This window comes from Slackia sp., from assembly GCF_977041755.1.
In genome coordinates this window covers 46,128-61,937 of record NZ_CDRRGL010000002.1, presented here as the reverse complement: position 1 = coordinate 61,937, position 15,810 = coordinate 46,128, and the positions used below count along the sequence as shown (strand labels likewise).

Below are 15,810 nucleotides of genomic sequence, written 5' to 3'. Positions count from 1 at the left end.
GCAACCCTCATTGTAGGTTTGGATGCTTGCGATAAGCGTGTCTGCGGGGATTCCGAAACTCGATTCGGCTTTAGATGCAACTTCTTCGAGGGTATCTGCGGTTACCACGAAGCCTCCATCGATCCACTTCTGAAGAACCTCTTCTTTTGGATTTACCTGTGTTGGAACGAAATGGCCGTCGAGCACGGGATAGAACACGTTGTCTTCAAGTTTGAGCACGTCGCGGGCGATGGCGCCACGGGTCTTGCCTTCGTCGGTAAAGCGCTTGCCGTTGGAGCCTACCATGACCTGCCCAACGACACGGGTGATACCTGCAACAGCGACACCCTGCGACATGAGGTCCGAAGTCGAATAGCACGGTTCGGACACGCAGTACTCCATATGGCGAACAGCCGCGCCGGCCTTTTGGGCCGCACGAATCGCTTCGCCGGTAAACGGACCGTAGGGCATGCCCAGTGAAGCGAAAGTCTCTCCAGCCGCAGCGGGCGTTTCCGGCAGTTCGTTCATGTGGCGAGGAATCATTACCTCGTCATTGGTCCAGGGGCCAGAGCAGATGATGACGGCCTTGCGCGCACGAATGCGCTTTTCCTTGCCGCCATCGAGACAGATGGCTCCGATGATGCGGCCTTCTTCATTCGCAACAAGGCTTTCAAGCGGGCAATTGTTGAGCAATGTTGCTTTTTCTTGAATGATAGGGATGAGCTTCGTTGTAAGCTCGCCAGCGGTTTTTGCGATGTATTTACCCTGTCCGTGTCGACCTTCGCAAATCTTCAGCGTTTCTTTGAATTCGCACCCATGGTCAATCATCCAGTCGATCGCGTCAGCCGCGCCGTCACACCAGATTTTGACCAGGGAGGGGTCGGCGGTTCCTTCGGAAACTTCCATGGCGTTTTCGAACATGAGCTCGGCGCTATCGGTCACGTCATCGAAATTCTGCGGAATTGCCAGCGAAGACGTTGGGGCGCAATACTGAACGGTCGCACTTGTCGCTCCACCGATGAGGTCGGCCTTCTCGACCATAACGACCTCAGCCCCTTCTTCAATCGCGGTTACTGCAGCGGCAACGCCTGCCGCGCCGGAGCCCACAACGACAATGTCAGTCTCGAGGTCCCATGCGTCGCCCTCAGCGCTCGCTCCTTTTTCGTTGGAACATCCAGGAAGCATGCTTGCTCCTATGATTCCTGCCGCCCCGATGCCTGCAGCCGTGAGAAACGAACGGCGAGATACGCCCGACTCGTTTACGATTGATGTACCCATAATTTCCCTCCTTGCTCACGCGGCTTATGCCGCTTGTTTTAAATTGTGTCTAATCAGGCATGATGCGTGTCGCACGAAAAGAATGAGTACGGAAAAGAAAGGATTGGGTGCGGTGGAAAGCAATGAAAAAGGGCCCGCTAAAGCGGACCCTTGAGGCAGCCGTAAGACTGCGTTGAATGTATTTGCCTTACTCGGCGATTTCCTTCTTTTTGTTGCCGAAAATCACGCGGGCGCCCTTAATAGCAAGTACCACCGCGAGCACGGCGAGCAGTACCGCGAGCACAAGCTGCAGGCCGTTGGCCAGCGTGAGTGCGCCGCCGGCGATGGCCAGGAACTTCGCCTGCATGGTAAGCACGAGCGAAGTCAGCGTCACGATGAGCATGAACACCATGGGAACATAGAACATCTTGTTGTTGCGGCCGGCATTGCCGAGCCATGCGCACACGGCCAGCAGGCCAAGCGCGGCGAGCAGCTGGTTGGCGGCGCCGAACAGCGGCCACACGAGCTGGTAGCCGGTGAGGCCGAGCGCAACGCCGAGCGTCACGGTGATGAGCGTTGCCACAACGGGGTTCGAGAAGAACTTGCGCCAGCCGGAAAGCTCTTCGCGGGTCTTGCCTGCGGGAATGAAGAGCTCCTGGAACATGTAACGGCCAAGGCGGGTCGCGGTGTCAAGCGAAGTCAGGCAGAACACCGAAACGGCCAGAATGAGCAGCGAGTATGCAATATCCTCAGCGCCGGAAAGGCCGGGGATGCAGCCGAGCATCTGAGAGAGGCCGCCTGCGAAAACCTGCGTGGGCGACGCGTAGGTGCCGTCCATATAGCCGTCGTACACGAACGCCACGGCGCACAGCGAAATAATGGCGACCAGGCACTCGAGCAGCATGCCGCCATAGGCGATGGGCTGTGCTTCGCTTTCATGGTCGAGCTGCTTGGACGTCGTGCCCGAAGCCACCAGGCTATGAAAGCCCGAAATCGCGCCACATGCGATGGTAATGAACAGCGCGGGGAACAAGAAGCCCGTGGTCGCGACTTTGCTGTCGCCCTTCACGGCGGTGAAACCGGTAAACGCCGGAATGTCCAGATTGGTGGCAGCGCCGGTAACGCCCGCGCCAATGATGCCCACCAGGGCGAGCGCGATCATGCCGTAGAGCAGGTAGCTCGAAAGGTAGTCACGCGGCTGCAGCAGAATCCACACCGGGGCGATTGAGGCGACCAGAATGTAGGCGCCTACGATCCACATCCAGGTGAAGTTGTTGAGCTCAAAAACCGGGAAGTTGTAGCCGATGGCAACCACGGCGACGATGACAACGATCGCCAGAGCGATGTTCACGGGGCCGGGAATGGAGCGGCCGCGAAGTGCTACGCCCCAAATGACGGCGGCGACGATGAACAGAACGGAAATCATGGCGGTGCGGCTGTTCGCGAGGTTCGTGCCCGTCATTTCCACAACGCCATCGGCGTTGGGAACTACGGCGAACGTGCCGGCAACGATGGACGCGAAGGCGGCGACGACCAAAATCAGCGTGAGGTACGCGAAGATGCAGAACAGTTTTTTCGCGGTGTCGTCGATGTTTTCCTGAATAACGCTCGCGAGCGTTTGGCCTTTATGGCGCAGCGATGCGAACAGGGCGCCGAAGTCATGCATAGCGCCGAAGAAAATACCGCCGATGAGCACCCACAAAAGCACCGGAACCCAGCCGAACACGGCTGCCTGAATGGGGCCGTTAATGGGGCCTGCGCCCGCGATGGACGAGAAATGGTGGCCTAAAACGACGTAAGGCTTGGCGGGAACGTAGTCGACGCCGTCTTCGAACTCGTGGGCAGGCGTTACGCGGTCGGCGTTAACGCCCCATTGCTTGGCAAGCCAACCGCCGTAGAAGATATAACCCACGACGAGGACAGCCGCGCCGATGAGCAGAACCAGCATGGCATTCATGTAAAACTCCTCTATATATAGCAACGTTGGGCGATAACGCCCAGGGTAGCCGCAGCGTCGTGGCAACCTGACGAGCGGCCTGCGCCATAGAGAGCTTGAAACGGCTAGTCGCGAAGCGTGTCGGTGGCATTCGCCTCAAGCGATTTGCGAATGCGCTTGGCAGCGCCGTTGCACACGACGCGAGAGCCTTGTGGCTTCGACAAATCGATGAGCGCGAGTCGCACGTCGCTCCATCCGCGAATCCCCCACATGAAATTCTTGCGGTGGCTCGTTTTGCGGAACAGGGTGCATGCTTCATCGCTCGCCGAATTGGCGATTACGACTAGCGTTCTAAACGAGGACATATGGTTTGGTTCGGGCTTCACGAGTTCGAGCGCCTCGTTCTTCATGAACTCGACGTAGGAACGCGCCGCCTCGACGTCGATGCGGTCGCGCACGTCGAACAACATGTACTCGTGCTCTTCGGCCTCCCACAGCTTCACGCGCTTCACGAGTACGTATTGCTCGCCGAAGGAATGGAACTGCGCGAGCGCACGGAAAGCACGGCCAGCAACGCTAACGTCTCGCGACACATCGAACCATGCCCCATGCGCGGCGAGCAAACGTTCAAGGACGAGTTCGCTTTTGGCGGTAATCTCGTTTCCGGGCTTCGGCCTGTGGGCCGCCTGCTCCTGCTCTTCCGTGTGCTTGTCGTACATGCGGTATGTTTCTCCTCGCCTCTCAATGGCTGGCGAAATTGTAACGAACGTGTTGCGTGCGGGTTACAGAAAGCCGCTTTAGTGGACTAAAGCGGCGGTAAGCGGCACGCTCGCGCGGCAAGCGGCGGTGAATTTATAAGCCCGGGCGATAAATCAGGTCGAATGGCATTAAAGCGTACGCGAACGGCGCCTGAGCCACTGGAGGCTCCAAGGTTATTCGAGCTCGCTTTCCACCATGTCGATAAGCTCCTACTGCGAATGCACGTCGAGCTTGGAATAGATATGCTTGATATGGCTTTTTACCGTGTTGCGTGAGATAACATAATGCTCCATGATGAAGCGTCCGTTGCGCCCTTTGGCAAGCATGACAAAAATCTCGCGCTCGCGAGGTGTAAGGCCATGTTGCTCCCCTACTTGTTCGCAGCACTCGTCGATCGACTTGATGGGGTCGTCTCCAAACGGCGTGCTGGGTTCTGTGGAACTGTTAGGCGCTTTAGAATCTAGGGAGTCATTGAGGCTGGATTCACCGTCGGTTTCGCTACTTGTGCCTGCGTTTAAGTCTGCACTCCGCTCTTCTTTGCTCACGCTCATTTGACTCTGTCGAATTTCTTTCGATGCATCCATTTTGCCGCATGCTCCGTCTCGACGCATTCGATGCCTGAAATGATATTCAAACAGGCGCATATGCTAAAAATGGCGGCACGATGGCCGCCATACATGCATCTATCTTATTGCTACTGTTCGTCAGAGCGCTCTGACGAACTACTTCGATTCAATCATGGGAATTTCGTCTTCGCACACTTCATCAAGATTGCCATCGTAGATATAGTGCTGAGTCTCGCGTGCGATAAGGCCGGAAAGCGCGAGCACCATGATGATGTTTGGAATGGCCATAAGCGCATTGCCAATGTCGGAAACGAGCCAGACGGCGTCGCCGATACCCACAGCGCCCAAAAAGCCGATGATAACGTAGAACACCTGGTAAGGAAGCTGGGCTTTCGCGCCGAATAGATAGGTCACGCAGCGGTTTCCGTAGTAGCTCCAGCCCAAAATGGTGGAGTACGCGAAGCTCACCATGCCGAGCACCAGAATTGGGGTGCCAATGTAAGGAATGGTTGCGAACGCCGCCGAAGCGAGCGCGGCGCCTTCCTTAATGCCGCCATTTTCGATGAGGCCGGGATTGGCAATGCCAACGGCAACGAGCACGATGCCCGTAACGGCACAAATCACGACGGTCGACCAGAACGTGCCCGTCATGGCGACGAGCGCCTGGCGTGCGGGGTTCTTCGTTGCAGCAGCAGCCGCAACGATAGGAGCCGAGCCCAAGCCCGATTCGTTCGAGAACAAGCCGCGCGCGCAGCCGAACTGCAAGGCAACCATGATGCCCGAACCCACTGCACCGCCGAATGCGGCCTTCGACGTGAACGCGCATTCGAAAATCATCGCGAGCGCGGGGCCGACGTATTGCCAGTTGATAGCGAGAATAACCATGCAGCCGCCGAAATATGCTACGGCCATGAACGGCACGAGCTTCTCGGCAACGCTCGAGATGGATTTCACGCCGCCAAAAATAACGAGCGCCACGGCGATGGCAATCACGAGCGCGATAGCCCAATCGGGAACGCCCGGAAAGCTCGACTCGATGATGCCGGTAATGGCAGCCGACTGCACTGCGGAGCCCGTGCCGATGGTGGCGATAACGGCGAAGGCGGCAAACGCAACCGCTCCAAGCTTGGCCCACCAGGGCACGCTGCCGTCGGAGCGCTTGAACGCACGCTCCCATGCGTACATCGCGCCACCGAGCATTTCGCCCTTGTGGTCTTTCACGCGGTATTTGACCGACGCGAATACCTCGCAGTATTTGGTGGCGATGCCGAATACGCCGGTGAGCCACATCCAGAAGACGGCACCCGGGCCGCCGGCGATAATGGCGGTCGCAACGCCGACGATGGATCCCGTGCCGATGGTGCCGGCGAGAGCCGTGACAAGCGCGCCAAATTGGCTTACGTCGCCTTCGGCGTCTTCGTCTTTAGCGAGGGACATTTTGATGGCTGTCGGCAGCTTGCGCTGGATAAACCCTGTACGAATGGTCAGGAAGATATGCGAGCCTAAGAGCAGGCAAATCATCGCCGGGCCCCATACAACAGCATCGATTTGAGTGAGAGCATTAATTATTGTATCCATGAGGCCATATGATACCACTCGCGCAATTTAATCTGGGCTTTACAAAGATGAACGACACCAAATCGAAAGAAAAATGATGCAGCGGTGAAGTGGTTGCTCGCGGAACGAACCAATCGCCCCTGCGAGCAATTGGCGGAAGCGATTGGTTCACGTGAGGTTGTAGACTCGTGTGAGGCGGGCGAGCGGGCTGCGATCGAGCAAAACATCGGGTTGGCGTGTGGCTTAGAACTGAAACTTTCGCTCGCTGCCGTCGATGTCGCAAACGCGGCACGTGCCGTTCTTCACGCTGAAAAACGCAAGACGGCCGTCGTTGGGCGAATCGTGGTGCTCGCCGATGCCTACCATGTGCTCGAAGCCCGCTTGACGAACTTCGTCGGGGCATATCTCGTCGTCGGCGAGCTCGGCTTCGCCTTCCACAACAATCCAGCACTCGCCGGGTTTCCACCCGGAAAGCTCGAACTTGGCATTCGCCTCAAGCTCGCGCCAAACGTCTTTGTCGCGTGACGTGGAAAACCACAGCTTGCCGTCGGCCTGCGCGGCGAACGAGAACGGGCGCACGCGAGGCTGCGTGGGGTCGGCCGCGTCGATGGTGGCCAAATACCATGCGGGAATGCCCGTGAGATACTGTACGATTTCGTCCATGCGTACTCCTTATATATATTTGTCTACACGCTGTGTCGTGCGGGCTCTGTGTATCGCCTCTTACGGCGAAGCCGTGCCGTGCGGGGTGCGGAAGCTTACAGTTCCACAGGCACCCACTCTTCGTGGTCGCAAATCCATGCTTGGAGCTCATCGGCGCTGAAGAATACGAGCGTCTCATCGTTTGGTCCGTCGTAGTGCTCGCCAAGGCCTTCGAGGTGTTGCCATCCAGCTTCGCGCATTTCGGGCGACGCCTCGTCGACCAACCCCGCCTTGCCGCGCAAAATGAGCCAGCCATGCCCCGGCCACCATGAGGTAGCTTCGAAGAGCTGGTTTTGCAGAAGCTCCTGCCACACGTCTTTCGTGGTGGCGGTTACGAACCACAGCTTGCCATCTTGGATTTGGGCGAACGAGAATGGACGCACGTGGGGCTGGCCGTCGACGCTCGTCGCCAAATACCAGGCGGGCACCGAGGTCATATATTGCAGAACCTTTTCGAGCCCTTCGGCGGGCATTTCGTTTTCAGACATGGCCTTTCCTTTCTAGAGCAGCACGTTCACGGCGACAACGCCGCACACGAGCACGGCGAACGCGGCAATGGCAAATGCGTCGAATTTCGAATAGCGCAGCGGGTGGAGCCTCGTGCGGCCCTCCTCGCCGTGGTAGCAGCGCGCATCCATGGCGGCCGACAGCGTTTCTGCATGGCGGAAGACGCTCGCGAACAGCGGAATCGTCACGCTTGAAAGCATGCGCAGGCCCTTCACGGGGCTGCCGTCGAGCGCAGCGCCTCGGCTGATTTGCGCGTGGTAGACGTTGGCGAGCTCGGTTGCGAATTGCGGCATGAAACGCAGGGCAATGCCCATGATCATGCCCAGCTCGTGCGCGGGCACGCCGAAGCGGGCGAAGGGATGCAGCATTTGCTCAACGGCCGCAGTAAGGTCGAGCGTCGTGGTCGTCATGGTGATGAGGCTCATGCCCATCATCATTAAAATGATACGGCAGCCGACGAACAGGCACGAATGCACGCTGCCGGTGCTGATTTCGATGATGCCCCACTTGAACAGCGTTTCGCCGCTTTGGTCGACGAAGAGGTTCAGCAGCGCGCAAATAAGCGCGATTGCCATGAGCGGCGCGAGCGAGCGCATGGCCTTGCCGAATGGGATGCGCGATACCACATAGAGGAATGCCACGAACACCGCGATCACGCCCAGGCCAGCAAACCCCTGTGCCATAAGCGCAACGATCAAGAACACGAATCCAAGCGTGAGCTTCGTGCGCGCGTCGCATTTGTGCAAGGGGCTATCCCCGGGGTAATAACTTCCGAAAGAGAACACTTCGTTCATCGCGCACCGCCTTCCGCGATGGAGGCGATTTCGGCAGCGAGCGAGTCGATTGAATAGAGCTCATCGGCGCTCAGCGGCGCGCCCGCATCGATGAGCGCATAGGCCATGCGCTGCGGTGCGGGAAGGCCCAGGCCGATCTCGTTGAGCTTGGCGGCGTGCATGAACACGTGCGCTGGCGTGCCCTGGCGCACGATTTCGCCTTCCTTGAGCACGACCACGCGGTCGCACATCGCGGCCAAGTCGTCCATGCTGTGCGACACCATGACGATCGTCGTGCCCTGTTTGTGCAGCTGGGCAATGAGCTCCAAGAATTCGCGGCGCGCCACAGGGTCGAGGCCCGCCACGGGCTCGTCGAGCACGAGCGCCTCGGGGTTCATGGCGAGCACGCCGGCGAAAGCGACGCGGCGCTGCTGGCCACCCGAAAGCTCAAAAGGGCTCATGTCGCGCAGGCTGTCGATGGAAAGGCCCACGCGGGAAAGCGACTCGCGAACGCGCGCTTCAACCTCATCGCCCGAAAGGCCAAGGTTGCGCGGGCCAAACGCGACATCGTCGAACACGGTGGTAGCGAACAGCTGGCGCTCGGGGTATTGAAATACGATGCCGATGCGCGCTTTCGCCGCCGCGGCGGCTTTTTTGTCGGCCAGGTCCTCGCCGCCCACGAGCACGCGCCCGCGGCTTGGCTGAAGCAGGCCATTCATATGCTGAAGAAGGGTCGATTTGCCCGATCCCGTGTGACCTGCGATGCCCAAGAATTCGCCGCGGCGCAGCTCGAACGAGATATCTTTGAGAGCCCACACTTCATTGGGGTCATTGCCCCAGGCCGCGCGTTCTTCGGGTTTCGAACCGAGCTTCTTGCGCTTGCGTTCTTTCTTCGATTTCGTATAGGTGAAGAAAACGTCCTCGAAGCGCAGCAACGCGTCTTCCGAAGGCGCGGGAGCAGTCGCATGGAAGGCGGGGTCGATATCTTTCGCATGGCCCGCTTCGCCAAGTTTGCCCACTTCAGAGAGCTTCGCGGCGATTTCTGCGACCATCTGCGTTTCATTCACGTGCGGCACAACGTGCATGCCCGCCTTTTGGAGCGCCAAGCCCAGCTGGCAGGAATACGGCACGTCCAGGTTGAGCGCCGCCAGCTCGTCGGCCTGCGTGAGCACCTCTTCGGGCGTGCCTTCGCACGCGATGCGACCTTCATTCATGACCACAACGCGATCGGCCGCCGCGGCTTCTTCCATGTAATGGGTGATCATGATAATGGTCATGCCTCGGTCGTTGAGCTCGCGGCATACGCGCATGAGGCCTTTGCGGCCGCGGGGGTCGAGCATCGAAGAGGCTTCGTCCAAAATGAGCGCGCGCGGCTCCATGGCGAGCACGCCGGCAATGGCGACGCGCTGCTTCTGGCCGCCTGAAAGCGCGTGGGTTTCGTGACGCTCGAAGCCAACGAGGCCCACTTCTTTAAGCGCTTGCTTTACGCGCTCGGCGATGTGTGCGCTTTCGACGCCGAGGTTTTCAGGACCGAATGCCACGTCGTCTTCCACGAGCGATGCGACGAGCTGGTCGTCGGGGTTCTGGAACACCATGCCTGCGGTGGAGCGAATGTCGTAGACGTATTCTTCGTCTTGCGTATCGTGGCCCGCAACGCGCACGCAGCCCTCGTCGGGCACGAGCAAGGCATTCATGTGCTTCGCGAGCGTCGATTTGCCGGAGCCGTTGCCGCCCAGGATACAGACGAATTCGCCGTCGGCGATATGCAAATCGATGCCTCGCAGCACGAAGCGCTCGCCATCGTAGGTGAATCGAACGTTGGAGCAATCGATCATAATCGGGTCCTTCATAAACACGTCTGGCCGCTGCACATGCAACGGCCAGCTTGGGGAGGAGGCGCGTTATTCGGAAACGCGGCCCTTAACTTGCTTCTTCTTCGGGGTGATAAGGTTCGAGACGGCCTTATACACAACGAGCGTGAGCACGGAGTTCAAAATAGTCTTCAAAAGGTTGAACGGAATAACCGCGGGAATCATGAGCGGCAAAATCACGTCGGCGGAACCGTACCAGAACCACACGCCAATGGTGAGGTTGGCCACGATGGAGCCGAGCGTTGCGAGCACGACGCCCAGAATCAAGCCGATAATCGCGCCTTTGTAGGTGTGCATCTTCTTGTACAGAATAGCAGCGGGCAAAATGAACAGCAGCGCCGCAACGAGGTTCATGAGCGCGCCAACCCAGTCGCCGGTGATGAGCGCGTGAATCACGATTGCGAGTGCACCAACTGCCGCGCCGGGGCCGGCGCCGTATGCGAAGCCGACGACCATTGCGGGAACGAACGACGGGTCATACGTCAGAAACGGTGCTGCCGGAAGCAGCGGAATTTGCACGAACATGAAAAGCGTGGCAATAGCGCACATAAGCGCCATGGTCACGAGTTGCTTCGTGTCCCACTTATTCGTGTTCTTGAATTGGATATGCGTAGACTGTTCGGACATAAGATCACCTGCCTCTTCCATCCGGACTTTAACCGTTGGTCTTGGACTCTCACCAAATCAGCCTTGCCAACGCGCCAGCACTGGAAGGGTCGCGGACTGCCGGTTCGCGAACGGCCCAGATGCCGAACGCCTGCGTGCCCTTTGCCCGCAGCCGGTTCACCGCCAGTGGGGAATTTCACCCCGCCCTGAAACAGCGACATGAATGTTAGCACTGCTGCCTTGCCTTGTGAACCACTTTATTTAACGAAAGCAAATGACAATGGATCGTGTCGAATTCCATAGGCTCGCCGTGTTGTTTTCCGGCGGGCTGATTGAACGCGAAATGCGGGCGGCCTTCCCGCGACGCCATTTTGCTCGCAAACGGCGGCGAAGGCTCTCGTGCGAAAAGAAGAACGCCGACGCATTCACGCCGGCGTTCTAGGCTCGAAACGTCAATTTACTTTGCGCGCTTCGCGTAAATGTACCAGTAGGCCATGCCGACAAGCACGCCGCCGACAATATTGCCGAGCGTGGCAGCGCTCAGGTTGAACAGAATGCCGCCCATCGTAATTGCGCCTTCGGCGCCAATGCCCATGGAGTTGAGCAAAAGGCCGGTGGGCAGGAAGAACATGTTGGCAACGCAGTGCTCGAAGCCGCAGGCGACGAAGGCGGAAATCGGGAGGATGATGCCGATAACCTTGTCGGTCACCGTGCGTGCCGCAAAGCCAATCCATACCGCCAGACACACTAAGATGTTGCACATAATGCCCTTCGCGAACAGCGTGAACCAATCGGGCGAAACCTTGCCGGCTGCAACACTGACCATCGCTTGGCCAACGGCGCCACCGTTCATGGCGTAGACCTGAGCGAAGTAGATCAGAGCAACGGCGACGAGCGCGCCGGCGAGGTTGCCGAACCACACAATGACCCAGTTCTTCAGCATGCCGGCCCAGTCGATTTTGCCCGATGCCTTCGCGCAGCACATAAGCGAGTTGCCCGTGAACAGCTCAGCGCCGCAGCACAGCACAAGCACGAGGCCGAGGCAGAAGCAAATGCCGCCAACCATGCGTTGCGCCGCGAACGGAATTGTTGGGTCGCCTAAGAATACGCAGAAATACATGCCGCCGAACGCGATGAACGCGCCCGCGAGCATCGCCGATACGAAGCATTTGCCCGTGGCCATTCCCGCTTTCGTTACGCCGATGCCTTCGGTTTTGGCCTCGGTTTCCGCAGGTGAAAGCGCATCGGGCTTCATTGCTGCGACGCATTTCCCATCGAGCGTGACGGAGTCTTTCGCTTCCATACCAACCTCCATCCATTTTGGGGTACCATACCCCATTTTTTACGAAGCCCTCGCGGGTGAAATTGCTTCCCGCTTTCAGCATTCCGTAAATTTTCTCAACCGCCTCGTGCACCGCAGGTGTCAGCGGGCTCATAAACTCGAGCTGCGCCAGTTGGATGCCGAGGAACACGACACTACCACAACAGCTTTTGAGCTCCTTGAGCAGAAAAGAAATTGGGAGTGAGTGGGTGGTAAAAAGCATGTTTGTGGCGACGTCGGCCTCGACCGTGACGGTCACCTGGTCTTTCGCCTGCCATTCAGAAGCATCGAGAACACGAATTCGAGATGCGCGACTGAAACTCCGCAAATCGCTTCTGGTAAGGTCGTTTTTTTCTGCATTGAAAGCAAGTAAGGCTCGCTGGCGCTTTGGCCTGCGAGCCTTACTTATATATGCTTGAGCTCTATGGGGAGGGAGGTATGCTCAAGCCGCGTAGTTGGAGTGCGTTAGGCTTCCAGGAATTTCCCGACCGCCTTGCCGCATTCGCGACCAAGGGTAATCGCCATGCCGAGGCTGCAGCCCGGAATCGGTGTGATATATTCAGCGCCGAAGCGACGGCCGCAGTCGTTGCCGGAAACGTAGAGGCCCGGAATCGGTTCAAAATTTTTGTCGAGCGCATTCTGGTCTCCGTCGGTGATAATGCCGCCGCAGGTGACCATCGTTTCGCCGAGCTCAGGTTCAAATTTGCAGGCATAATACGGTGCCTTGTTCACAGGGAACAAAACCGATGCGTCGCGTCCGAATTGCTGGTCGGCGCCCGCTTCGCAGTATGCATTGTATTGCTCGACCTGCTCGAGGAATGCCTTGGCGTCCTCCCCTTCCAGGCCCATTTGGCTGGCAAGGCCTTCAAGGGTGTCATCTGCGATATACTCAACGGAAACCATGGGTCCGCCCTGAGGGCCGTTGTCTTTCTTTTCTTCTTCGGTATAGGTGCCCTTGAATTTGCCGTATGCTTTATCGAGCGATGCTCGAAGATCGGCGATATTTTGCTCACTTGCGGTAAAGCCTGCGTGCTGCGGAATCGTGTACTGGCGGTATTCGGTGAAGTTGTCGTCGACCACGGCCCATTTTGCCTTGCGGCTGCGGAATACGGTAGACAGTCCGCGCTGCTCGGCGGTCGCGTAATACTCATTGCAGAAACGCTTGCCGTGTTCGTCGATCCACATAGCCTGGGGCAGGCAGTTCATCTTGCCGGGCACCGAGAGGCCGCGGAAGTTCATGCCGGGGATCGGCGTGGTCTCGAGGTGGGCACCGGCCCAGTATGCCATTTGTACGCCACGGCCGTCATTCGCCGACATTGACTTGAGCTCTTCGTCTCCAACGAGATTGCCCTGAACGTCATAGATGAGGTCTTTCATCATTTCAGGATTGCCGCCGAAGCCGCCGCACGCGATAACCACGGCTTTGCAGTTAAACTTGATGTTGCCGTCGGAATTCGTCGCAACAAGGCCGGCAACCTTACCGTTTTCCATGACGACATACTGCGCCTCGGTCGCGAAGTAGAATTCTGCGCCGTGCTCTTTGGCTAAATCGCGGTTGTAACCATGAATCTTCGTCTGATTGCAATCGGGGCTGTAGAAGCTGCAGACACTCGGCCAGAATTTGATGACGCCCATGTGATCCATCTGATGCTCCGTTTGCGGGAAAAACGAAGTGGACATGGCCGCCTTGTCTTCGTCGGTCAAAGCCGAGAGATACCAATTCGAGTTTTCTTCCGAGTGCTGGGCGAACTTCATGACGAGTTCTTGGTTCACCGAATTGCCTGTAATCGTCATCCAGTTTTGGAAGAATTCAACAGGATCGATGTGGGGCACGCCGCGCTCCTGCAGAACTTGGGCATTCAATGCGGCGAATTCGTTACCCACAGGGGCAAATGAGTCTTCGGGCTGCTTCTCGACAAGCACGACCTTTTTGCCTTCTTCAGCAAGCTCTCGGCACGCGGTAATGCCCGCAAAGCCATGGCCGCATACGACCACGTCGCAGTCGATGGTTTGGGCGAAATCGGTGATTTCCGCAGGAGCGGTGCGCCAGGTGGCTTCGCTTGCGGATGGTGCAGCCGAATCGTTGGTTTTCGTTTTGGTGTTCGATGCGGGCGCGCATCCTGCCAATGCGGCTCCTGCTGCGGCCGTTGCTCCTACGAGCCCCATGCCCTTCAAGAAATTACGGCGCGAAAAATCGGTATTCATAATCTCCCCTATCTCCCTTATTCCTTCCTTGAAACCTATCGCTGTGGTTCCCATTGGTATGTGGGCGTGCCCCAGCGAGCGCGTGTTCCCTGTTTCACGCTGGAACCAGTATTGGCCACGCTTGAGGCATCGAGGAATCGTGGGAGTTGGGTAATTTGTCATAATCCCAGGTGGTAGGCCATCATGGGAATTAGGTATTTACTCATATTGGCGCTTCGATACAATAATTGCGGGAGGGGATCATATGAATTCACAAAGCGTACGCGCGTCGCTGCGCCTATCGGGGCTTGTTGCTTTTTTCGCAACGATGCCTATTTACTCGCCGAATATCGTGCCGCTTTTTTCGGCTCTTGCCGATAGCGATCTTACGGGGGCATTTGTATGGCCCTTTATGATCGCTGTTGCTGTTGTTTCCCTTGTTCTCTCGATTTTGCCCCATAGTGTGCTGAAAGGGACGTTTGCTTCGCATGCACCAGCATGCGTCGTTGTCGCGTACCCTTTAGTTACAGCGCTTTTCTACTTGATAATGTTGGGCTTTTTGCCGTCTTCGATGGTTGTCGCACGATTGCTGGGAGCGATTTCAGGCGTGCTGTTCGTGCCATGCTCTATCGTTCTCGCGCGCGCTCTTTCGCCCTGCCCTCTCGAGAGCGCTCTTGTAACGGTGTCCATCGCTGCGGGCTCTTCTGCCCTATTGAATTGGTTCTCGACGTATCTCTCTGCCATTCCCCTTGCGGTGCTGTATATCTTGCTCTTAGGGACGATAGCGGTTTTGTATTTTACTGAACCCAGCAAATGTTCATGCGATATTTCGTTCCCTGCAGAATCATGCGAATCGTTTCTTGAAATCGTGATCCGATTTGCATCGGTTATGGCTCCTGCTCTCATCGGCCTATCCATGTTCGCGTTTTTTATGGGCGTCTCGCGTCCGAATATTACGGAGAACACAAGCGCCGATGTTGTGGGAATGTTGCTTGCTGCTGTAACGCTGGCTCCTTTATGCCTCTTTGCGCGGCGATTCCATCACCCTTTGCAAACTTTTTTCCACCAAATGTTGCTGCCATTGCTTGCTGTTATGATTCTGGCCGCATTCGCAGTATTCGAACCGTTGGCGGGCTGCGTTGTGTGTGCTCTTTTGTCGATTGGCATGTATTATTTCTTCGGCGTTGCGGCCCTGTTTGCCGTCGCCTTCGCGATTGCGGGTTCGAGCGCTCGCGAGTTCTCTCCCACATTGGTCCTTTCGGTGGTCATGGGGTGTTTCTCTCTGTCAACTATGGCCGGAATCGCGTTCGGTGGGCACTTGCACCTGCCTGAGAGCCAGGTGGTTTTCATGCCTGTTGTCGTGGTCGCGATTTATTGCGTATTCCTTGTTGCCTATTCTATCGTGGGGTTTTGGCGCAATACGTCCTCCTGCTCGGATTCTGAAGAAGATACGGTCGATTCGGTTGAGCCGACATCTATTGCCGCGCGCTGTGAAAGCTTGTCGGAAGAATTCGCTCTCTCGCCGCGGGAGAGCGAAATTCTCGGCTTTTTAGCACGTGGCCATGCGGCAAGCTTCATCGCCAAAACGCTCATTATTTCTGAGAGCACGGTTTATACACATACGCGCAACATCTATCAGAAAATGGGGATTGGTTCGCGAGAAGAGCTTCTCTGTCTTATCGAACGCGACGAATAGCCTGTTCAGGTAGTTTTTCATAGAGCGCGTGGAGTTGAGGCTTTCTTTGATTGAACGATTGGTTGCATGGTTTTCGTACGCTCTGCAAACATCGTT

13 protein-coding genes, 1 pseudogene and 1 riboswitch are annotated in these 15,810 nt (G+C 57.3%); of the genes and pseudogenes, 1 reads left to right on the top strand and 13 read right to left on the bottom strand.

From position 1 onward, the window contains the following. The 13 genes and pseudogenes from ACWI8T_RS00535 to ACWI8T_RS00475 form a co-directional block, all read right to left on the bottom strand. Positions 1 to 1,257: FAD-dependent oxidoreductase (locus ACWI8T_RS00535; RefSeq protein ID WP_449137543.1), on the bottom strand; the 1,257-nt coding region annotated here is incomplete at its 3' end. 187 nt (positions 1,258 to 1,444) lie between these two features. Further along, complete coding sequence (locus ACWI8T_RS00530; protein WP_449137542.1) at positions 1,445 to 3,193, bottom strand: carbon starvation CstA family protein; 1,749 nt, start codon at positions 3,191 to 3,193, stop codon at positions 1,445 to 1,447. A 104-nt stretch (positions 3,194 to 3,297) separates the two neighbouring features. Beyond that, the gene (locus ACWI8T_RS00525) at positions 3,298 to 3,891 is read right to left on the bottom strand and encodes a hypothetical protein (protein ID WP_449137541.1); all 594 of its coding nucleotides are present in this window, start codon (positions 3,889 to 3,891) and stop codon (positions 3,298 to 3,300) included. A 249-nt stretch (positions 3,892 to 4,140) separates the two neighbouring features. Beyond that, positions 4,141 to 4,515 carry a helix-turn-helix transcriptional regulator gene (locus tag ACWI8T_RS00520; RefSeq protein ID WP_449137540.1) on the bottom strand — a complete coding sequence of 125 codons (375 nt, stop codon included), beginning with the start codon at positions 4,513 to 4,515 and terminating at the stop codon, positions 4,141 to 4,143. 138 nt (positions 4,516 to 4,653) lie between these two features. Continuing rightward, entirely contained in the window at positions 4,654 to 6,075 is a 1,422-nt protein-coding gene (locus tag ACWI8T_RS00515; protein ID WP_302854619.1) for an alanine/glycine:cation symporter family protein, read from the bottom strand. Between the two features lie 222 nt (positions 6,076 to 6,297). After that, positions 6,298 to 6,717: a pyridoxamine 5'-phosphate oxidase family protein gene (locus ACWI8T_RS00510; protein WP_449137539.1), complete on the bottom strand. Its 420-nt coding sequence runs from the start codon at positions 6,715 to 6,717 to the stop codon at positions 6,298 to 6,300. Positions 6,718 to 6,812: 95 nt separating this feature from the next. Then, positions 6,813 to 7,244, bottom strand: a complete 432-nt coding sequence (locus ACWI8T_RS00505; RefSeq protein ID WP_449137538.1) for a pyridoxamine 5'-phosphate oxidase family protein — start codon at positions 7,242 to 7,244, stop codon at positions 6,813 to 6,815. A gap of 12 nt (positions 7,245 to 7,256) precedes the next feature. Further along, positions 7,257 to 8,057: an energy-coupling factor transporter transmembrane component T family protein gene (locus ACWI8T_RS00500; protein WP_302854613.1), complete on the bottom strand. Its 801-nt coding sequence runs from the start codon at positions 8,055 to 8,057 to the stop codon at positions 7,257 to 7,259. Continuing rightward, complete coding sequence (locus ACWI8T_RS00495; RefSeq protein ID WP_449137537.1) at positions 8,054 to 9,871, bottom strand: energy-coupling factor transporter ATPase; 1,818 nt, start codon at positions 9,869 to 9,871, stop codon at positions 8,054 to 8,056. The genes ACWI8T_RS00500 and ACWI8T_RS00495 overlap by 4 nt, the downstream gene beginning before the upstream one ends. A 66-nt stretch (positions 9,872 to 9,937) precedes the next feature. Then, entirely contained in the window at positions 9,938 to 10,534 is a 597-nt protein-coding gene (locus ACWI8T_RS00490) for an ECF transporter S component (protein ID WP_114616372.1), read from the bottom strand. Between the two features lie 5 nt (positions 10,535 to 10,539). After that, a riboswitch (FMN riboswitch) is annotated at positions 10,540 to 10,731 on the bottom strand. Positions 10,732 to 10,970: 239 nt separating this feature from the next. Further along, the gene (locus ACWI8T_RS00485; RefSeq protein WP_449137536.1) at positions 10,971 to 11,816 is read right to left on the bottom strand and encodes a formate/nitrite transporter family protein; all 846 of its coding nucleotides are present in this window, start codon (positions 11,814 to 11,816) and stop codon (positions 10,971 to 10,973) included. A gap of 91 nt (positions 11,817 to 11,907) precedes the next feature. Continuing rightward, positions 11,908 to 12,162: pseudogene (locus ACWI8T_RS00480) on the bottom strand (hypothetical protein); the annotation flags it as partial. Positions 12,163 to 12,299: 137 nt separating this feature from the next. Then, positions 12,300 to 14,039 (bottom strand): FAD-dependent oxidoreductase, encoded by a 1,740-nt coding sequence (locus ACWI8T_RS00475; protein ID WP_449137535.1) that lies wholly within the window; start codon positions 14,037 to 14,039, stop codon positions 12,300 to 12,302. Positions 14,040 to 15,099: 1,060 nt separating this feature from the next. On the opposite strand from ACWI8T_RS00475, the gene ACWI8T_RS00470 reads away from it, so the two are divergent. Further along, complete coding sequence (locus ACWI8T_RS00470) at positions 15,100 to 15,714, top strand: helix-turn-helix domain-containing protein (protein ID WP_449137534.1); 615 nt, start codon at positions 15,100 to 15,102, stop codon at positions 15,712 to 15,714. Positions 15,715 to 15,810: the final 96 nt, after the last annotated feature.